The 18,667-nt window shown below is 63.9% G+C and carries 19 protein-coding genes and 3 tRNA genes; 6 read left to right on the top strand and 16 right to left on the bottom strand.

From position 1 onward, the window contains the following. The first annotated feature begins 196 nt into the window (after window positions 1-196). The 3 genes from IPM16_16975 to IPM16_16965 all read left to right on the top strand — a co-directional run bounded on the left by IPM16_16975 (window position 197) and on the right by IPM16_16965 (window position 423). Window positions 197-269: transfer RNA gene (locus IPM16_16975), tRNA-Pro, on the top strand. Between the two features lie 3 nt (window positions 270-272). Continuing rightward, window positions 273-343, top strand: a tRNA-Gly gene (locus tag IPM16_16970). 8 nt (window positions 344-351) lie between these two features. After that, window positions 352-423: transfer RNA gene (locus tag IPM16_16965), tRNA-Ile, on the top strand. 90 nt (window positions 424-513) lie between these two features. Here IPM16_16965 and IPM16_16960 read toward each other — a convergent pair. From IPM16_16960 to IPM16_16940, 5 genes are all read right to left on the bottom strand, one after another. Next, on the bottom strand, window positions 514-954 hold the full coding sequence (locus IPM16_16960) for a cupin domain-containing protein (GenBank protein ID MBK9124794.1): 441 nt from the start codon (window positions 952-954) through the stop codon (window positions 514-516). Between the two features lie 156 nt (window positions 955-1,110). After that, window positions 1,111-1,677, bottom strand: coding sequence for a TetR/AcrR family transcriptional regulator (locus IPM16_16955; GenBank protein MBK9124793.1), 567 nt, complete (start codon window positions 1,675-1,677; stop codon window positions 1,111-1,113). 284 nt (window positions 1,678-1,961) lie between these two features. Beyond that, complete coding sequence (locus IPM16_16950; protein MBK9124792.1) at window positions 1,962-2,936, bottom strand: C39 family peptidase; 975 nt, start codon at window positions 2,934-2,936, stop codon at window positions 1,962-1,964. A 200-nt stretch (window positions 2,937-3,136) separates the two neighbouring features. Further along, window positions 3,137-4,186 carry a M42 family metallopeptidase gene (locus IPM16_16945; protein MBK9124791.1) on the bottom strand — a complete coding sequence of 350 codons (1,050 nt, stop codon included), beginning with the start codon at window positions 4,184-4,186 and terminating at the stop codon, window positions 3,137-3,139. Between the two features lie 6 nt (window positions 4,187-4,192). Further along, window positions 4,193-4,972, bottom strand: a complete 780-nt coding sequence (locus IPM16_16940) for a hypothetical protein (GenBank protein ID MBK9124790.1) — start codon at window positions 4,970-4,972, stop codon at window positions 4,193-4,195. A 116-nt stretch (window positions 4,973-5,088) separates the two neighbouring features. Between IPM16_16940 and IPM16_16935 the strand changes: the two genes are divergently transcribed. Further along, complete coding sequence (locus tag IPM16_16935) at window positions 5,089-6,765, top strand: DUF3352 domain-containing protein (GenBank protein MBK9124789.1); 1,677 nt, start codon at window positions 5,089-5,091, stop codon at window positions 6,763-6,765. On the opposite strand, the gene IPM16_16930 is transcribed toward IPM16_16935, so the two are convergent. Continuing rightward, window positions 6,754-7,866 carry an AI-2E family transporter gene (locus IPM16_16930; protein ID MBK9124788.1) on the bottom strand — a complete coding sequence of 371 codons (1,113 nt, stop codon included), beginning with the start codon at window positions 7,864-7,866 and terminating at the stop codon, window positions 6,754-6,756. The genes IPM16_16935 and IPM16_16930 overlap by 12 nt on opposite strands. Window positions 7,867-8,045: 179 nt before the next feature. Here IPM16_16930 and IPM16_16925 point away from each other — a divergent pair, with 179 nt between their 5' ends. Then, entirely contained in the window at window positions 8,046-8,543 is a 498-nt protein-coding gene (locus IPM16_16925) for a hypothetical protein (protein MBK9124787.1), read from the top strand. 4 nt (window positions 8,544-8,547) lie between these two features. Here IPM16_16925 and IPM16_16920 read toward each other — a convergent pair whose 3' ends face one another. Next, complete coding sequence (locus tag IPM16_16920) at window positions 8,548-9,501, bottom strand: glycosyl hydrolase (GenBank protein ID MBK9124786.1); 954 nt, start codon at window positions 9,499-9,501, stop codon at window positions 8,548-8,550. Window positions 9,502-9,700: 199 nt separating this feature from the next. On the opposite strand from IPM16_16920, the gene IPM16_16915 reads away from it, so the two are divergent. Further along, window positions 9,701-10,615 carry a DMT family transporter gene (locus IPM16_16915; GenBank protein MBK9124785.1) on the top strand — a complete coding sequence of 305 codons (915 nt, stop codon included), beginning with the start codon at window positions 9,701-9,703 and terminating at the stop codon, window positions 10,613-10,615. Between the two features lie 13 nt (window positions 10,616-10,628). Here IPM16_16915 and IPM16_16910 read toward each other — a convergent pair whose 3' ends face one another. The 9 genes from IPM16_16910 to IPM16_16870 form a co-directional block, all read right to left on the bottom strand. Continuing rightward, a complete protein-coding gene (locus tag IPM16_16910; GenBank protein MBK9124784.1) occupies window positions 10,629-11,270 on the bottom strand; it encodes a CPBP family intramembrane metalloprotease in 642 nt (213 codons plus the stop codon). A 9-nt stretch (window positions 11,271-11,279) separates the two neighbouring features. After that, the gene (locus tag IPM16_16905; protein ID MBK9124783.1) at window positions 11,280-12,542 is read right to left on the bottom strand and encodes an MFS transporter; all 1,263 of its coding nucleotides are present in this window, start codon (window positions 12,540-12,542) and stop codon (window positions 11,280-11,282) included. Between the two features lie 5 nt (window positions 12,543-12,547). Then, entirely contained in the window at window positions 12,548-12,835 is a 288-nt protein-coding gene (locus IPM16_16900) for a hypothetical protein (protein ID MBK9124782.1), read from the bottom strand. Window positions 12,836-12,844: 9 nt separating this feature from the next. Beyond that, window positions 12,845-13,507 carry a dTMP kinase gene (locus tag IPM16_16895; GenBank protein MBK9124781.1) on the bottom strand — a complete coding sequence of 221 codons (663 nt, stop codon included), beginning with the start codon at window positions 13,505-13,507 and terminating at the stop codon, window positions 12,845-12,847. Next, entirely contained in the window at window positions 13,507-14,499 is a 993-nt protein-coding gene (locus IPM16_16890; protein ID MBK9124780.1) for a hypothetical protein, read from the bottom strand. Before IPM16_16890 ends, IPM16_16895 begins: the two co-directional genes overlap by 1 nt. A gap of 104 nt (window positions 14,500-14,603) precedes the next feature. Next, window positions 14,604-16,127, bottom strand: coding sequence for a PAS domain-containing protein (locus IPM16_16885; protein ID MBK9124779.1), 1,524 nt, complete (start codon window positions 16,125-16,127; stop codon window positions 14,604-14,606). Between the two features lie 113 nt (window positions 16,128-16,240). Further along, window positions 16,241-16,828 (bottom strand): RdgB/HAM1 family non-canonical purine NTP pyrophosphatase, encoded by a 588-nt coding sequence (gene rdgB / locus IPM16_16880; protein MBK9124778.1) that lies wholly within the window; start codon window positions 16,826-16,828, stop codon window positions 16,241-16,243. Window positions 16,829-16,834: 6 nt separating this feature from the next. Beyond that, window positions 16,835-17,920 carry a trypsin-like peptidase domain-containing protein gene (locus tag IPM16_16875; GenBank protein MBK9124777.1) on the bottom strand — a complete coding sequence of 362 codons (1,086 nt, stop codon included), beginning with the start codon at window positions 17,918-17,920 and terminating at the stop codon, window positions 16,835-16,837. A gap of 110 nt (window positions 17,921-18,030) precedes the next feature. After that, complete coding sequence (locus IPM16_16870; GenBank protein ID MBK9124776.1) at window positions 18,031-18,597, bottom strand: hypothetical protein; 567 nt, start codon at window positions 18,595-18,597, stop codon at window positions 18,031-18,033. Between the last annotated feature and the right edge of the window lie 70 nt (window positions 18,598-18,667).

Here is an 18,667-nt window from a genome sequence, read left to right as displayed (position 1 = left end):
TCCCGCAGCAGCGCGATCTACGCCTGCGTCTGTGAGAATCCCGCATCCCCCGAGGGCGGTAGACGACCCGCCCGCTGACGTGCCGCACGGGGCCGCAGCACGTCACTTGTCGTGCATTGCTAACCTTAAGAGTATACCGTGGACCACGTGCGGGGGCATAGACAGTGCTGTATAATGATGATAGTATCTCCCACAGCGGGGCGTAGCGCAGTTGGCAGCGCGCACGCTTTGGGAGCGTGAGGTCGCCGGTTCAAATCCGGCCGCCCCGACATGCGGGCATGGTGTAGTGGTAACACAAAACCCTTCCAAGGTTTTGTCACGGGTTCGAGTCCCGTTGCCCGCTCTCACCACGGGTCCATAGCTCAACGGCAGAGCGCCGGGCTCATAACCTGTTGGTTGCAGGTTCGAATCCTGCTGGACCCACACACGAAAACACCCCGAGGCGATGTGCGTCGGGGTGTTTGATTCTCTGTGTGCGTTCCCGCCTGTCGAGTCGGTCGTGGGGGTTGACGCTTACTGCTGCACCAGCATGGCCTCTTCGATCTTGGCCGTATCCACGACGTTGGTGCCGATGGGCTGCCACACCTTGTCGAAGTGGGAGACGATGTGGCGCGCCGCAAAGAAGCCGGCGACCTTGGCCGTCTCCGTCCCGACATTGCGCACCCCGTGGGGAGCCATCGCCGGGACGAGGGCGAAGCTCGGCCCTTCGACGATACCTGTTTCGTCACCCACGCTCACTTCGAGGCGCCCCTGCACGATGAACAGCAGCTCCTCGGCGCTGTCCGTATGCCGGACCAATTCGTTGCCCGGCTCCACTTCGAAATAGACCAGCGAACTCGCCTCGTTCTCCGGTCCCCGGCCCAACAGCGGGAAGACGAAACGCAGGGTCTGGTGCGGCGCACCCTCAACCCACGGCTCCTCAAACGACACTTCACTCAGATGTACGGCCAACATGGTGACTCCTCCTTGGTATGCGAGGCTAGACAGGGTTAAGCCGGGGCATTCGCCTCGCTGCAGATGGGCGCATCAAAGCGCACGCATCCTGCTTTATGCCCGGTTGCGAGTTATTTTTCGCCTCGAAAGAACGAAAGAGGAGCGATTTAGTAGGGTTTAGGTGTCAAGCAGAGCGATCAGCGCTTGCGCCGTGTGCTGTACAGCGGCATCGAAGTCCAGCCCACTTCTGAGCCGCAGCGCGCGATACGTGAGCGGATTCAGCAGTGCCCGCGCGAACATACGCAGCGTGTCGGAGCCTGTAATGTGCAGCGCATCGACCATCTGGCCGACGAAGTCCTCATAGTCGGCGTTTACCTTGGCCAGCACCGGAGACTCGGCTTCCAACCGGTAGCCGGTCCACGAGACCCCAAAGGTCTTTTCATGCATGCGGAACACCTCAGTGACGAGCTGCGTGATCCGCTGAGCGCGGTCAGGGATATCGGCCAACGTGTCCGGCGAAGGAAAGTCCAGCGTAGTCATGACATGCTCCGTGCAGGCCGCGAACAGATGCTCACGTGTCGGGAAATGCTTGTTGACGGTCGGCAGCGACACGCCGGCCTCTTCCGCCACAGCCGGAAGCGTCGTGATTCCCTGACTGTGCATCGTGATGGCTGCGTTGATGATGGCCTGGCGGGTGCGCTCTGCGCTCTCCTCCCGGCGGCGGGACGTATAGGTTCGTTTCATATCGACATGCTCCATGTATTGAATATATGTATACACTATTCAATATGTTGTGTCAATACCCCAATTTTGCCGGACCGCTGCGCCATTCGACAAAAAACACCCCGAGGCAGTGCGCCTCAGGGTGTATGAGAAGTTTTTCTTGGGGCGCTGCCCCAAACCCCGGTAGGAGTTAGCACTCCTGCACCTCGTTTTCGCGATTCGATGCCGCATGCGGCATCGAATCGTAGAAACGGGAGTCCAGAGGGCGCAAGCCCTTTGGTGGAAGTGTGGAAGCGAAGCCTCGACTACTGAGTGAGCTGGTTGAGCTTGTCGCGGGCGGCGGTGAAGTTCGGATTAAAGTTGACCGCTTCGCGCAGGTTGTTGATGGCACGGTCGCGCTCGCCGAGCGCCTCGCGGGCCAGCGCCGCGTAATAGTACGTCTCCTCGACGTACTGGCCGCCGCCGTCGTTGAGGTTGTTGCGGGCCAGATCGATCATGTCCTGATAGCGGCCCTGCGCATAGTACGCCTCGAACGGCCCGAATTGATACCACAGCATGCGCCACGGCAGGCCGATCCGCCGCGCTTCGTCGTACGCGATCACTGCGCGATCCATGATGCCGAGGCGGACGAAATTGGTGCCCATGTTGAACCACGCGAACGCGTTGGCACGGTCGGCGGTGGCCTCGGCGGTGGCGATTTGCAGCGCGTTCAGCGCGTTGGTCTGCGGGTCGGCATCGGTGCCGAGCAGATCGAGCAGCGCTGGCTCTGCGCCGCTTTCGTACAGCACGATGTAGGTGTAGTTGAAGTGCTGCCAGAAGCGCCGGACGTGGTCGTAGCTGTAGCGCAGGTTCGGCCCGAGGTAGCTGTCCTGCGTGATGAATTCGGCCGAGGCATCGTCGTAGCCGCTGACGAGCAGATAGTGGCCCATCCAGCCCAACCGGTCCGGTTCAGGGTCGTAGCCGGCCTCGATGATGACCGGATAGTTGTTGGAGATCAGCAGCTTGAGCATGTCGAGCGTGCCGCCGACGCGCTCCAATGCGTAGACCGGGATTTCCGGCACCTGCGAATTGACGAACTGCACCATCTGCGACGGACTGACGTTCTTGTCCTCGCGGTTGGGCTTGAGCCAACTGGCGGCGCGCCCCTGCTTATCGGCATAGCCGAAGTAGGTCAGCGCATTGGTGAGGGTCGCCGGGCCACAGTTGTTCCAGCCCTGATACTCGAACGACATACCCGACAGCGAGTAGCTGGACGGCAGAGCGGCGATTTGCTGGCCCATTTCCGGGCGCCGGCGCGGGATCGCTTTCCTGCGCGCTGCTTGCGAAGGTCGCGATCAGCAGCAGCCCAAACAGGACTGCGCGAACGATCAGTTTCATGGAGACACACCTCGACTCAACGGCGTACCAAGAGTATACCGTCAGTCCGTGTTGTCAATCCCGCCGCCGGGGGGACGGTCCAATGATGATTGCCCGACGCGCGCTATCCGGCCAGCATATAGCGGGCGATCAAGTATGCCGTATGCACGACGGCATCCGTGTGCGTGCGCTCGTAGCTGTGCGAGGCGTACACGCCGGGGCCGATCAGCCCGACGCGCGCGCTGCCACCCGCCCGCCAGTACGCCGTCCCGTCCGACGCGTAGTATGGGAAGTAGTCGGGTTTGAGGGGAATATCGTGCGCCGATGCCAGCCCGCGCAGCTTTTCGAGCATATCAAAGTGGTACGGCCCGCCGCCGTCGGCGGTACACAGCGACACGCTGAATTCGTCGCCGTTGTGACCGTCGCCGACGACGCCCATATCGACCGACAACAGCTCGTCCAGCTCGGCCGGCCAATCTGCCGAACCGCCGTGCCCGACCTCTTCGTAGTTGGAGATCAGCGCCAGAATCGTGCGTTTCGGCTTCATTCCCGCCCGGTCAAGCGCGGACAGCGCGCCGTAGATGGCCGCGACGCTCGCCTTGTCGTCCAAGAAGCGCGACTTGATGAACCCGCTGGCCGTCACTTCGACGCGGGGATCGAGGAAGATGAAGTCACCCACATGAATACCGAGGGCATCGACGTCCGCCTTGCTCGACACACGCTCGTCGATGCGCACTTCCATCGTGCGGTCGGTCCGTTCGGTCGTACCGGCGTCTCGGTTGACGTGCGTGCTGGTATTGACTAACGCAAATGTGCCGCGGTAGCGCCGATCGTCGGCGGTGCGGATGGTGACGTTCTCGCTCTCGGCGCCGTTGAGCAGCAGCCCGCCGATGCGATGAACGGCGAGCCGGCCGTTCGACTTGATCTCGCGCACCATCAGGCCGAGCGTGTCGGCATGCGCCGTGATCCCGACCGGGGGAAGGGCCGCGTCTTCACCGGGGACACGCAGCATCAGCGCGCCCTTGCGGGTGAAGGATGCCTCCACCCCGGCAAGTGCGGCGAATCGTTCGCGGCAAAACGTCATCGCCTCGCGGTGATACCCGGTCGGGCTCGGCGTGTTCAGCAGATCGACGAGGAAAGCGACGAGGCCGGAGGGATCGACGGCGAGCGACATGGGGCGCTAGTCCTCGGACAGGCGGCCGGCTGTCAGTGTTGCTTTGAATTCCGCAAGCCCGTCCCAATCGCCCTTCGCCGCAAAGGCGGCCTGCTTCGGCCACGACGGGATCGTCGGGTGACGCCGATAGTTGGCGGCAAGCAGTTTTTCGAGGATCGCGTCTGGCTCGGCCGCGGCGATGTCTGCGAACGAGGCGAAGCCGACGGCACGCAGTGCCTTGTCGTAATACGGCCCGATGCCTTCAAGCACGGTGAAGTCTACGGCCTCTGCGACCTCGGCCGGTTCGGGCCGGGGTACGGGCGGAGCTTTCGGCTCGGGCACCGGGGCAGCGGGAGGTTCGGCCTTCACCGCAGGTTCCGCTTCGGTTTCAGGCTCGGGGGCGGGCGCTGGTTCTGGCTCAGGTTCCGGCACCGGCGCAGGCTCGGGAACAGGCACCGGGGCGGGTTCGGGTTCCGGCACCGGAGCAGGTTCGACGACCTGTGCCGGCGCAGGCACAGCGACGGGCGTCGACTGCGCCGCAGACATCGGCAGCGCAACCGAACTAGACGGCATCGGAAGCGCCTCGTCTTCGTCCTCGTCGGTACCTTCGGCCACTTGGGCGGCGTGCGCCTCACGCCAGTTCCACAGTATCAGCGCCGCCGCCACGACGAACAGCGCCAACATGATCCATCCCGAGGCGTCCGGCATGCCGTCGCGGTTCACCATGAGATTCACGCCAATGACGACGCCGGCGGTCGCCAGAATTGCGGCCAGCAGTGTGCGCGTCGATCGATCGTTTAATGACATTGGTCCCTCCTCGGAAACGGAGCGGTGTTACGACCTTCCATTGTGCCGCACCGACAAGGGATGCGTCAAAGACTCGCGTATAATTTGATGGATAGGCGCACTTCGAGGAGCATCCCGTGACACATCTGATTGCGATTGTTGTGGCCGTTCTCGCTATCGCTTTTCCCGCCGCGACGGCCGAGCCCGCAGACGGCATCTTCCAACTGGCGCAGTATATGCCCGCCGATGCCGATGTCTTTGTCGCTTTCCGTGCCGATGACGCCTATCTCGACACGCTGGACTCGGTGCTAGCCGGGGCTAACACGCTTGCGGCGGATCTCGGCTCGCCCGGCGTCAACCTCAATGCACGCGCCATGATCGCCAATGCACTGCAGGTCGAGCGGTCAAACCTTGATGCTTTCTTGGCGTGGGCCGGCGACGCAATCGGGATCGCTGCAGTGGCTGAGGGCGATGGCACGCCGATCTGGCTGGCCGCGATCCCGCACGCCAACCGGCAGGCCGCCGATGTCTTCTTGCGTACGCAAGGGTTTGTGGATGGCGGCACTTACGGGACCTATTCCGCATACGGGAGGGATGGCATCTCGCAGGTCGTCCTGCTCGAGGACACGGTTGCCTTCGTCATCCCGGGGCCGGAGTTCGCGCCAGATGTCGCGTCCGGGGAGTATGGACGCCTCTCCAACGATCCCGGATATGTGGCGGCCGTGCGCGCGCTGCCGGTAGAATCCTACAACGCCGCCGCATATCTCAGCCGAACATTTGCCGCCGCACAGCTCGGGCTGTCGATGGATACACAGAACGGCGTGATCGTCGGCCTCACGCTGGCCGATGCGGGCGGTATCGCGCTGATCGCCGACGTCGTCCAGATGCCGGGTTCTACGCCGGTGACACAACCGTTGTCCATCAATCCAGAGTTTCGCCGGTTTGTGCCGGCCGACGCGACCGCGGTGGTTCACGGCGCCGAGCTTGGCGGCTTGATCAACACCGCGATCGACGCGCTGGAGGCCAACGGGATCCCAAACATGCGCGCCAATACCCAAGCCTTGTTGCGCGGCGCCGGCATTGACCTGACTGCAATGCTCAACTGGATGAAGGGCGATTTCGCGCTGTTCGCGCGTATCGACTTGCAAGGACTGTACCGCTACGCCGTCGGGACGACGAGCGACCCGGAAACGCTGCAAGACTTGTTCGATATCGGGTTGGTGGTCGAAGCGGTCAATCCTGCCGGGGCGGCAGAGACGGCCCGTGGACTCGCCAGCGTGCTGCGTGCGCTCGGGGCGACAGAGCGCGCAGACGTCACAACTGAGACGGTCGGCGGCGTTGAACTGACGGTGCTGCGAATCGATACGCTGGAAGCCTTTGCGGTACGCGTGCCGCTGGCGATTGCGGTCGGCGCCAATGACGAGGTGTTCGTCTTGGGGACGTACAACGCAGTGACCTCCATCCTGAGCGGAGAACCGGGGATCGACAGTGCTGCCTCGTACGGCGACAGTACCGCGCTTTGGCTGGATCAGCCGACGTCGGTGTGGTTCGTCGACAGTGATGTGTTGGCTGGCGCGGTGGGCGCTTTGGTGGCGCTTGGGCCTGCGGTCGAACCGGCGTATCTGGATATCATCGCTGTGCTGGACGAAAACGCCCCGCCGCCAGAGCCAATTTTGCCGGCCCCTGCCGCAATCGACGGCATCATCAGCAATCTGGGCGAGTTCGCGCGTTATGCCACGATCACGACTAACGTTGACGATGACGGGGTGCAGCGACTGCGCGCAGCGATCACGCTGGGGGCGTCATCCCGCTGACGCCGGCGGTTCGTCGGTCGGCAGCAGCGGGGCTGGCGGTTCGGTTTCGGCAGGCGGTTCCGGATGAAACGGCGTGCTGCCCGTGCCGAGCAGATACCCGAGCCAACGCGTCTCCTCGCTGCTCTCGAGCAAAAGCTGTACGAGCATCGTCATCGGAATGGCGATGATCGCGCCCAGCGCGCCGAACACCCACGTCCACAGGATCAGCGAGACGAAGCTGACGGCCGGGGCGATGTCGAGGTCCTGCTCGATAAAGCGCGGTTTGACGATGTTCTCGAAGAACCCGTTGATCAGTACGAAACCGACCACGACGATCAGTGCCTGCGGAATGCCGAGTTCGATCAGCGCGAGTAAAGCAGGCGGGATCACCGAGAGCAGAAAGCCGATATTCGGCACGAAGTTGAGCAGGAACGACAGCACGCCCCACAGCAGCGCGAAGTCGACGCCGATCAGCAGCAGCAGCGGCACGTTGACGGCGGCGGTCAAGAACCCGACGTAGGCCGTGATGACCATGAAGCGCCGGACGTCCTGCCCGAAGCGCGTGATCCGGCGTACGATGGCTGCTTCTTCGCCGGCGAGCTGCGACAGCATACGCGGCAGTGTGCGGGCATAGGTCAGGAAGAACACGCCGGCTAAGAGGATCACGCCCCAATTGGCGATGCCGGACAGCAGGCTTTGGGCGAAGCCGCCGGCGGCTGTCAGCAGGCGCGACGGCGAGAGGTCGGCCTCTTCGACGACGGCTTGCAGGTCTATCCCGAAGCCGGACAGCGTCGAATCAAGCGAGTCGCGCAGTTCGGTCAGGCGCTCTTGATAGCCCGGCAGCGCGCCGGTGAACCCGCGCAGCGACAGCGCGATGATCCCGACCAGCAGCAGCAGAATGAGCACGAACAGCCCGAGCGTGACGATCAGCGCGAGCCAACCGGGCAGACCGCGCTTCATCAGCCAATTGAGCACGGGACTGATAATGATCGCCAGCACCACCGCCATCAACATTGGCGCGATGATGTTGCTGGCTGTTCGCAGACCGAGGATGATCACGACGGCGGCCGCGACCGCGATCAGCCCGTACGTAACACGCGGAATGTTGACCTCGGATGACATGACCGTGCTCCCCCGCAGCAATCCTCATGGCAAACAGTGTAGCACGGGGCGGGGTTTCCGGGAGAACGGCGGCACCGTGCTCTAATGCGGCATGTCACATGCGGCGAGCCTGTGATAGGGTGCAGAGGACGACATGATCGGAGATTGAGAAAGCGTACGCCGTGGGATGGATAGCGGGGTTGATCACAGTCATAGGCGTCTTGATGGGTACAGCGGGCGCAGCGCAGACGCTCGTCGATGGACCGCCAACGTGTGAGATGCGCGCGTGGAGCGGCACCATCGACGGGCTGCCTGACCCGCCGTACACGAAGCGATTCCGTACTGGCGACGGGTTTGCGCTCCTCGGCGTAGTGCGCGATGCGGAAACGTGTGAGCCGATCGTTGATGCGGCTGTCATGTTCGATATGACGAATGCCGACGGCGAGTACGACGGCGTCCATCGCGGCACCGTGTACACGAATGCTTTCGGTCTGTTCGCGGTGCTGTCTGGCCGTCCCGGGGCATACGGCGGCGGCGCGCCGCATATCCACCTATTCGTCGGCGCCGATGGCTACACCCCCATCACGGCAGGGCATAACCTGCTTACCGACAACGACACCGGCCACGTCGAACTTGTGCTGCACCGCAGCAGTCCTCACTGCGAACAGTGCAGCACGGAGGAGGCCGGCGAGAATTGACGGGCTACAGGCTCTTGCCGTCCTGCCCGATCTTGCGCCACGAGCGCCCACCATCGCGCGACAAGAGCACGTCCAGATCGGAGGTCGTAACGGCGATTTCAGCTGCGGTGGGGCTCACCGCCGCAAACAGGATCGCCTGCTCGGCATCGACGGCCGGGGCGGTGGGCAGTGGGGCAACCTCACCGCTCGTACGCGTGAACACGAAGACAGAGTCCAACCCGAACAGCATGCGTTCTCCGTCTGGGTCGAACACGGCAAACGTGACGAGGTCCTCGCCGCCAATGCGCGTGAACGACTGCCCGAAATCGTCGGAGAGGTACAGCCCGCCGAGCGTTGCCGCGGCGACGATGCCGGGTTCGCGCGGGTGTACAGCCAATTGAAGCGGAGCGGCGGTCAGTCCACGCGCGGCGCTCTGCTCCCATGACGTTCCGCCGTCGAGGCTGTAGTACAGCCCGGTCGACAGGGTCGAATTGGGCGTGGCGTTCAGCACGTACACGGTCTCGCCGTAGTACGCGGCGCCCATGACATGAAAGTCGGTCTCGCCGCTGAACGCGACGGTCTGGATCGTGGCGCCGTGGTCGTCGCTGCGCAGCAGGCCGACCGGATTGGGCAGGTTCGACCCCGGCGACGGGTGTCCGCTGGTGAAGAATCCATCCTGCGTGCCGGAGTAGCCCATGTAGTCGTTGACGGGCAGGTCGGGTTTCGACCAGCGTCCGTCCGCATAGGCCACGAGGCCGTAGTGGGTTGCGACGCGAATCTGCGTACCGTCACCCGTGAAGCTGATGCCGTGGATGTCGGGAAACTCGACTGTTTCGCGCGGGGCGCCGCCCGAGCTGAGGAATACGACTGCGGTGACGATGGCCGCGGCGAAAACCGCGATGCCGATCAATAACGTGCGCCGGTCTGCCGCGTCCTTCTTCTGAACGGCGCGTTGTTTTGTGCGTGCTGTGTCGCTCATTGTCTCCTGCCTGACCTGTGCGAACGGACGGAATACAGGCCATCATAGCGTGCGGTACGGCTGGCGGAATGGGCGATTTGGCGGGGTTTTGCCGATGTATTCGGTCGAATCGACGCGGACCTACCCCCGCCGCGCCATCTCGTGATACCGTAGAGCGCGTCCATCCAATTACATTGCGCGTACGCGCCGGAAATTCGCCGTGCTCAACCGCCAAACCGAGGGTCTACTGCTGATCGGCGTGGCCGCTGTCGGTTACGCCATCATGCCGATCTTGACCAAGTTCGTGTACGTCGATCCGGCGATGCAGCCGATGGACGTGCTGACGTGGCGCTTCCTATTCGCGACGCCGCTGGTGTGGTTTGCCCTGCGCGCCCTGCGCACGCCATCGCCCGCCGAGCCGACCCCGCGCGGAACCATGCTGCTGCTCGGCCTGATCTTCTCCGGCGTGGCGGCGTGCGCCTTCTTCGCGCTCGACCGCATCCCCGCCAGCCTGTACACCGTGCTGCTGTACACCTATCCGGCCGTGGTCGCGCTGATTTCGATTCTCACTGGCGAGCGGCTTTCGACGCGGGCGTGGATCGCGCTCGGGCTTACGCTGATCGGCGTGGTGCTCACCGTGCCGCTGGACGACATCGGCAGCGCGGCGTTCGACACCTTCGGCCTCGGGCTGGCCTTCTTCAACGGCGTGCTGTACGCGATCTATCTGGTGATCAGCGGGCGGGCACTGCGTGGAAAAACGGCGGTGGCCCATGCCAGCGCGTGGGTGATCACCGGGGCGCTGCTACCGATGCTGGTGCTCGTGCCGTTCAGCGGGCTGAACCTGCCGAGCGTCCCCGGCGCGTGGGCCGGCCTGATCGCGATTGCGATCTTCTCGACGGTGATGCCGCTGTTTGCGATGTTGGGCGGGACGGCGCGGTTGGGGGCGGCGCGCGCGTCGATCCTCAGCACATTCGAGCCAGTGATGACGGTGGTGCTGGCGGTGCTGCTGCTGCCGGACACCGAACGCCTGACGCTGCTTCAGGTTGCCGGCGGCGCGCTGATCCTGTTCAGCGTGATCCTGCTGCAACTGCCGGCGATCCGCCGCGCCCGCGCCGTCCCCGCGGCGGGAGATTGAGTGGGAGAGGGCGCTAGAACGGCCAAAAGCGGGCAAATTCGGCGACAAAGTCGATCGCGCCAATGAATACGAACGCCATCCCCGCAATGGCGTGAGCGACCCACGGTGTGACCACACTGGTCGTCCGTTGAAACGCGATCCCGTACACAAACCCCGCCAAGAACGTACCGAGCAGTCCCTGTACCGTATCAAGAGGGACGGCGACTGTATTCAATGGTGCAACGTAGTGCCAGACTGTGAACAATCCGGTCGCAAGCAGTAACGCCGGCCACGCGCCGATTGTCTGTATCAGCCGCGTTTGCAGCCACGCGCGGAAGAAGAACTCCTGAAACGGGCTGGCGACCCCAAACCAGATGACGGCACCGACGATCATCTGCAGTGGCAGATCGGACGGAATGGCGATTCGGCCGATCAGCGCGATTCCAAGTCCGGCGGTGAAGACACCGGCGATCAGCGACCAGCGGATGACCGCACCCATATTGATGAGTGTGAAGCCTGTCTCGCGCCACCGTTGTGTCCGCCATGCCCATAGCAGCGGGATGCCCAATCCAGCCGCGACCATCAGCGGTATCCCGACGGCCATCGAGGCGCGTCCGAGGGCTGAGCATACGAAGAAGACCGCGAGCAGCAGCGCGGTGCTGCGCTGTCCAGTCATGAGTGACCGTTACCCCGCGCCCTCAGGCGCCGGCTCGCGCCAGCGGCGCAGCGCGTAGCTCCAGCCCAGCAGCGGCAGCACCGAGATCGCCGCGGTGCCCACGCCGATCCAGCCGAGGTTTTCCGGCCCCAGCGCATCGATCAGCGCGCCGTGGACGAGCGTCGCGAATACCGTCGCGGCGTAGAACAGCATGATGTCGATGGCGAACACGCGCCCGCGGTAGCGATCCGGCGTCGTGCGCTGCAAGAGGACCGAGCTGTACGTCCAGTTGATCGAGCCGCCCACCGCGCGCATGGCGAGGCCGACGCACACGATCACCAGCACCGATGCCTGCCCGATCACCAGCCAGCCAAGCCCCTGCGCGATGAATCCGATCCAGATCCAACGCCGCAGCGACGGGCCGGAGCCGTTGTGAATCGCGTTGGCGACCAGCGGGCCGAGCACCGCCCCCACACCGAACGCGCTGTAGAAGAGGCCGAGCGACAGCTCGCCGCGGGTGCCCATCACGAACACCTGGGTCGCCAATGCCGCCATGATCGCGTCGACGTTGCCGAGGCTGCCGCCGAATTTGACGAACAGCGTCGCCAGCGTCGGCTTATGACTGCGGATGTAACGCAGGCCGTCGCGCACGCTGGCCTCGCGCCGGCGCTGGGCTGCGTCGACCGTCGGATCGACCGGCGTGGGCACGTAGCCGCGTACCCCGGCGATCAACAGCCCAGCGGCGAAGAACGTGAGCGCGTCGACGATCAGCGCGGTGGCCGACCCGAATGCGGCCGCAACCACCCCGCCCAACGCGCCGCCCGCGGCCAGCGCTGCCGACCACGTCGCGTTGCTGAGGGTGTTGGCGGTCACCAGCTCGGTCGGCTTGACCACCGACGCGATTAGCGCCGACAGCCCCGGCGGATACACGGTCGATAGGGTCGACTGCGCCACCACGCCAACGTAGATCAACCACACCAGCGACGGATCAAGCAGCGGCAGCAGGTAGACAAAGCCGATGATCGAACGCAGCCAATTGCTCCACACCAGCATGCGCTGGCGGTTGAAGCGATCGAGGAGCGATCCGGCCTGCGGCGATAGGATCAGCGGCGGCAGGAAACGCGCGACAATCAGGGTACTGATGGCGAATCCGGCACGGCCCGGCATCAGGCTGATCACCAGCGCGCCGAGCACGACCTGATTGAACCAATCGCCGACGAGGTTTGTGATCTCGGAGAACCAGATCAACCGCATGTCGCGGTTGCCACGCAGCAGTTCGACGTATTGGCGCATCGGGGTTATCGTGCCAGCAGGGCGGCGGATTTCATAATCATCAGGTTGCAGCACGCTTGCACGTCGTAGCTGACGTCAAGCTGTTCGGTCGCCAAGTCGTAGCCGCCGCTGACGACCACGCGCGGCGCTTCGCCGTGGACATCGCACACCACGCCGTCGAGACGGCTGTGAATGTGCGTCTCGATCTGCCTCCGCGTCGACTCCAGCAGCATGTCGATTTCAAGCGGATCGAGCCATGCGCCGTCCTCCGGCGACTTGCCCGTGACCGCCAGTTTGAAGATGATATCTACCATGTTGGACGATTACGCTTTCTGTCTGATCCTGCCCGAACGCCTCGAAACAACCGGCAGGGCGTAGTTCAGCACGCTCACGATGTCGTCGAAGACGGCGTCGGGGTGTTGGGCCGCGTCGACGCGCGCCCAGCGGTCGCCAGCGCTCCGGCCAATCGTGGCATAGCCCTTGTACACGCGCCGGTGAAACTCGCTTGCCATCGCGTCGATGCGGTTGAACTCCTCGCCGAACAGTGAGCCTGCCGCCCGTCGGCGCAAGCCCTCGTCCGGCGTGATGTCGAGGTAGATCGTCAGATCGGGCAGCAAGCCGCCGGTTGCGAAGTTGAGCACGCTGCGCAGCTCTTTGACGTTCAGCCCGTGGCCGTAGCCCTGATAAGCCAACGAGGAGTCGATGTAGCGGTCGCACAACACGACGCCGCCGCGCTCGAGGTGCGGCACGATCACCTCGCTGACCAACTGGGCGCGGCTGGCGCAAAACAGCAGCATCTCGGCGCGCGGGACGAGGCCGGTGTTGGCCTTGTCCATCAGGATCGCGCGGATGTCCTCGCCGACCGGTGTACCGCCCGGCTCGCGCGTGACCAGCAGGTCGATCCCGCGGTCGCGCAGGAAATCGGTGACGCGCTCGATCTGGGTCGTTTTGCCGCTGCCATCCATCCCCTCGAACGTGATGAACATTAGCGGAACTCGCTCACCGGGGCGATCCACCAGTTGCTCGGGCCGCCTTCGGCGAGCCACCCTTCGATCGGCGCGGACGACAGCACGCGCACCTTCCACCAGTTGTATGTGTTGGCGCACACCGGCCCGTCAAGGATCAGGATCGGCACGTTTTCGATCAGTTCGGCCAGCACGGAACCCGCCAGCGACGGTTCGCTGCGCAGGCGCTTGGGGAACTCGTCGTTGTAGATCACGCGCGCCTGTTCGCCAATGTCGAGGTTCAGCGGGGCATGGCACGGCGCGGCGCGCGGCACGCGGATGTACTCGGCGCCGCCGGCCCGTTCGCTTTCGGCTACCCAGCCCTCATACGTGAAGTTGACGACCGTTGCGCGCACCTTCCACCAGTTGTAGCCCTCGTTGCACACCGGGCCTTCCAGCACGACGATAGTGGCGGTGTACGGTACGACGGTGAGCGTCAGCGCGGTGGTGGTCGGCGCGGCGCGCATGCGCACGTTGACGTTGACGTTGAAGCGGTTGCCTTCGGTCAGGTTGAGCGGCGTCAGGCACGGGAATTCGGGCTCGTCGGCGCGGCGCAGCAGGGTGAGCCAGTAGCGGCTTCCGTCACGGCTGCCTTCCGAGGCCCATCCGGTCACGCCGTGGCCGGTGATCGGATACCAGTTGTAGCCCTCGACGCACAACGGCCCGCCTTCGAGCACCGTGAAGACGCGGTTCTCCTGAAACTGCACGATGAACGGCGCGGACGGGTTCGGCTCGTAGCGGATCAGCACGCCGCCGGTCAAGACCGCGGTGTCGCCGTTTTGCAGGCCGGCACTGATCGGGCACTCGGTTGGGGCCGGGGTGAAGAACGGGTTGACGAAGGGGGTCTGTTCCGGCGCGACGGTTTGTTCGAGCGGGATCGCCTGCGACGGCGCCGGGAAGATCAACGCCACGGCGATGCCGATCAGCAGCAGCGCACCCAACGCGGTCGACGAGATGCGACGATTGGTGAGCATCCGAAACTCCCCCCGAAAGATCACAGGCCGCCCCATTATACCGCGTGACACGGCTTGTCATGGGTTGGGATGCGGGAGTTTGGTATGACGATCTGGATGATCCGCTAGAACCGGAGCTGTTGGGGCAGGGTGAACCAGAAGCGCGCGCCGTGCCCGTCGAGCGAGTCGACGCCGACCGTGCCACCCAACCGCTGCACGATGCGGTGTACCACGCTCAGGCCGAGGCCGTGGCCTTCGACCTTGACCTGATTGAGGCGGATGAATGGCGTAAAGACCTGCTCGCGTTCCTCGTCGGTCAGTCCGGGGCCGTTGTCGACGATCCAATAGCGCACTTGCCCCTCGTCCGGCTCGTCCGCGCCGAACTCGACCTCCGGCGGGGAGCCGCCGTATTTGAGCGCGTTGGACAGATAATTGGCCCACACTTCTTCCACCCACGGCGGATAGCCGATCGCGCCGGGCAGGGATTCGGGAATTGTGACGGTCGCGTTCATCTCTTGGATCATCGGCTGAAGCCGGTCGCACACGCTTTCGATCACCTCGCGCATGTCGATCGGACCGATCTCGACCGTCGCGCGACGGTTGACGCCGGCCAGCAGCAGGATCGAGTCGATGATCGCGCGCGCCTTGTACGCCCCCTCGATGATGCCCTCGAGGTTGTCGCGGCGCTCGGCATCGGTCATGCGGTCGTAGTAGTTCAACGTCAGGCTGGCGGTACCCATCATGCCGGCGATCGGGTTCTTCAGGTTGTGCGCGACGGTGTGGGCGAAGGCGTCCAGTTCTTCGTTGCGCGACTGGAGCTGTTCGGCCTGTTTGCGCATCATCTCTTCGACGAGCTTGCGGTCGGTGATGTCCTGCGCCGCGCCGTAGATCGCCGTGACGCGCCCCTGCTTCTCGTCCCAGATCGGCATGCCGGTGTCTTGCAGCCAACGTGTTTCGCCGCTGCGGGTGATGATGCGAAATTCGCTGACGTCTTTTTCGCCGCGCATCAAGCGCTCGGAACGGCGCAGGGCGATCGGGATGTCCTCAGGGTGAATCAGCGAGGCCCACCCGCCGCGCGCCTCGAGGTCGTGCTCGTTGTAGCCGGTGATCGTCTCGAACGCTTGCGTGTTCCACAGCTTGACCAGCGTTCCGTCCGCTTCCACGCCAAACGCATAAGCGTAATCGCTGATGCTGGTAGAGATGATGCGGTAACGCTCTTCCTTCTCCAGCAGGTCGGCCTGCATGCGGCGCATGCGCAGCAGAAAGCGTACGCGCTGGCGCATCACGTTCGACTTGATCGGATAGCTGATGTAGTCCGACGCGCCGCTCTCCAGCGCGCGGTTGATCAAGATCTCGTCCTCGCCGGGGATTAAGAGGACGATCGGCACGCGATGCGTCTCGGTCTGCGTTTGCAGCGCGGCGCAGGCGGCATACGAGTCGAACGGGACGCCACCGTGGGCCAACAGAATCAAGTCTGGACGGGCGCTGCGGGCCAAGTGCTGAAGCTCGGTCAGCGTACGCGCTTCAAGGACGAAATACTGCGTGTCGTTGAAAATGGTGATGAACTGACGCCGCAAGCGCTCTTCCGCTGCGATGATCAAGGTCGCAGAGCGTTGAAATTCCTGCGTATCCGTGCGGTGTTCGATCACTCGGGGTCTCGTTTCTAGCTGTTTTCACCCGCCAGTCCTTACTGGCCGATTTCAGATTAACGCAAGATTATAGCAAATGAGCCTTAAATTAAGCAAACATGAGCACAAGGTGATCAGCCCACGCTCAACGCCGACTTGAGCAGCGGTACCAACGCCGCGACTGCCAGCCCGCGATGGCTGATCGGGTTCTTGATCGCCTCGCCCAGCTCGGCAAAGGTCTGATCGTAGCCCTCCGGCTGAAACACCGGATCGTAGCCGAACCCGCCCGACCCGCGCATGCTGAGTGTGATCTGGCCGGGGCAGGTTCCGGTGACGTGCTGCTGCGACCCATCCGGCAGATGCAGGGTCATCACGCAGGCGAAGTGCGCGCTGCGAGGGGCGGGGATGTCGCGCAGGGCCTCGAGGAGTTTGTGCGGGCCGCCGAAGCGCGCGGTATGGACACCGGGCCGGCCACCTAGCGCATCAACGAACAGGCCTGTGTCGTCTGCGACGGTTGGCAAACCGCTGGCCTCGCCGTACGCCGCCGCCTTGAGCGACGCGTTCTCCAATAGGGTATCGCCCGTCTCGGCCACGTCGAGGTGCGACAGGCCGACGTCATCGGCGGTGAGCAGGCGGATGGGCAAGCCGTCGAGAAGCTGCTGAAGCTCGCCGAGCTTGCCGCGATTTCGGGTGGCGAGCAGAAGCACAACCGGCGTGGTCATGCGGGGTTATCGGCTTCCCAACTCGACCGCTAGGTCGACCAGTTGGCCGTCGCGCAGTACGCTCAGGGTGACGGTTTGCCCGGGTAAGGTGTACGTCGCCAGATACGCTAGCAGCGGGCCGAGACCGCTCACTTCCAGGCCGTTGATGGCGGTGATCACGTCGTTGCTGCGCAGGCCGGCCGCTTCGGCGGGGCCGGTCACGCCACCGATGACGAGGCCGCGCGTATCGTTAGGCAGGCCGAGGCGTTCGATCGCGCTCAGCGTGATGTCGTTGGCGCGCTGAACCCCGAGATACGCGTATTCGACACGGCCGTTAGCGCGCAGATCGTCGGCGACGCGCATGGCGAGGTTGGACGGGATGGCGAACCCGACGCCGGAATTGGCGCGGGTTTCGCTGATGATCTGTGCGTTGACGCCGATTACCTCGCCAGCGAGGTTGAGCAGCGGCCCGCCGCTGTTGCCGGGGTTGATCGGCGCGTCGGTCTGCACGACCGCGCCGATTTGAAAGTCGCCCAACCCCTCGATCGTGCGGTCGAGCGCGCTGATGATGCCGGCGGTCATTGTCCAGCGTTGGCCGAAGGGACTGCCGATAGCCAACGCCGATTGGCCGATGACGAGGTCGTCGCTGTCGGCGAAGATGACCGGACGCAAGCGGTCGGACGGCAGGTTGACACGCAGCACGGCGAGGTCGCTCTCGGGGTCGACACCGACGACGCTGCCGCGCACGTGCGTGCCGTCGAAGAACGTCACCTCGAGGAATGTGCCGGTGCCGGAGTCGTCGACGACGTGCGCGTTGGTCAGCACGTGGCCGTCAGCGTCGATGACGAAGCCCGACCCGTTGGAGATTTCGGCGCCGAACAGCGGATCGACCACGCCAATCGAGACGACCGACGGGCTGATCTGGTTGTACAGGTTGGCGTAGATTTTCTCGACGGTGGTGAGCGGCATGCGCTCCTGCGCGGAGACATCGCGCGCCGACCACCCCGCCGCATAACCGACCCCCAACACGACGAGGATGACGATTACGCCGGCCGAGCGTTTGGCCCAACGTTCGGTCACGCGCTGCAAGCTGTGCACTGTGCTGCTGTTCATACTGCCGCTTCCACGTTCCACACCGGTAGACGCATTTTATCTGATTTGCTAAGGGCTGGCCTAAACATTGAGTCAACGTTTAAGTACCGTGGGTTTGCCGCCGGTCGTCCTCAAGCGTTATTCATCCGGGACAACGCACTGTCGATCGCGTCGCGCAATGTGTCGAACCCGACACTGGATGTCACCGCTTTGATCCGCGACAGCGCCACGGACTTCTGCACACCAAAACGGGAGTTCACTTCCGCAGTCGGCATCACGTAGAACTGCCAGTCCGGAAGATGCAGCGGGTCGGCCGTCGTGCGGTCAAGGGCCGCAAACAAGCAGAATACATACACATCGGCCGATCGTGATCGTTCGGTCGTGTAAGTGTTCGTTTGCGCGTCCCACGACAGTTTGTACCCGACATCGAACTTGATCGTCGAATGTTTCGCCTGCGCCCATGTTTGCACGTATGCAGCCGATTTGACCTCGATGCCAAAGCCACGATAACGCAGGTCGACGGCGTCCCATTCTTGGCGCACGCCATCGTCAACGCCCAACGCGGCCGCAACGAGGTACTCCGCCAATACACCGCGCGCAGCGTTGCTTAGGACATCGCTGAACGCCCATGACCAGAAGTCACCCAGCGTTCTGCCCACCAACCCCGCGATGACCTCGTTGACATGGCGTCGCTTCATGCCGTATTCCCATCCATTGTGTGCCGATCTGCCTACCCATACGTACAGGACGCGCTGGAACGGCGATGCG

Origin of the sequence: Candidatus Flexicrinis affinis, from assembly GCA_016716525.1 — a bacterium.
GTDB lineage: Bacteria > Chloroflexota > Anaerolineae > Aggregatilineales > Phototrophicaceae > Flexicrinis > Flexicrinis affinis.
This window is presented reverse-complemented; position numbering and strand designations above follow the sequence as displayed.

Coding starts and splice junctions, on each gene's coding strand:
- IPM16_16900 (MBK9124782.1), bottom strand. CDS start 12,835: ATGGTAGATATCATCTTCAAACTGGCGGTCACGGGCAAGTCGCCGGAG.
- IPM16_16910 (MBK9124784.1), bottom strand. CDS start 11,270: ATGACTGGACAGCGCAGCACCGCGCTGCTGCTCGCGGTCTTCTTCGTA.
- IPM16_16920 (MBK9124786.1), bottom strand. CDS start 9,501: ATGAGCGACACAGCACGCACAAAACAACGCGCCGTTCAGAAGAAGGAC.
- IPM16_16955 (MBK9124793.1), bottom strand. CDS start 1,677: ATGAAACGAACCTATACGTCCCGCCGCCGGGAGGAGAGCGCAGAGCGC.
- IPM16_16930 (MBK9124788.1), bottom strand. CDS start 7,866: ATGTCATCCGAGGTCAACATTCCGCGTGTTACGTACGGGCTGATCGCG.
- IPM16_16890 (MBK9124780.1), bottom strand. CDS start 14,499: ATGCTCACCAATCGTCGCATCTCGTCGACCGCGTTGGGTGCGCTGCTG.
- IPM16_16940 (MBK9124790.1), bottom strand. CDS start 4,972: ATGTCATTAAACGATCGATCGACGCGCACACTGCTGGCCGCAATTCTG.
- IPM16_16950 (MBK9124792.1), bottom strand. CDS start 2,936: ATGGGCCAGCAAATCGCCGCTCTGCCGTCCAGCTACTCGCTGTCGGGT.
- IPM16_16960 (MBK9124794.1), bottom strand. CDS start 954: ATGTTGGCCGTACATCTGAGTGAAGTGTCGTTTGAGGAGCCGTGGGTT.
- IPM16_16875 (MBK9124777.1), bottom strand. CDS start 17,920: ATGAACAGCAGCACAGTGCACAGCTTGCAGCGCGTGACCGAACGTTGG.
- rdgB (MBK9124778.1), bottom strand. CDS start 16,828: ATGACCACGCCGGTTGTGCTTCTGCTCGCCACCCGAAATCGCGGCAAG.
- IPM16_16895 (MBK9124781.1), bottom strand. CDS start 13,507: ATGTTCATCACGTTCGAGGGGATGGATGGCAGCGGCAAAACGACCCAG.
- IPM16_16870 (MBK9124776.1), bottom strand. CDS start 18,597: ATGAAGCGACGCCATGTCAACGAGGTCATCGCGGGGTTGGTGGGCAGA.
- IPM16_16905 (MBK9124783.1), bottom strand. CDS start 12,542: ATGCGCCAATACGTCGAACTGCTGCGTGGCAACCGCGACATGCGGTTG.
- IPM16_16945 (MBK9124791.1), bottom strand. CDS start 4,186: ATGTCGCTCGCCGTCGATCCCTCCGGCCTCGTCGCTTTCCTCGTCGAT.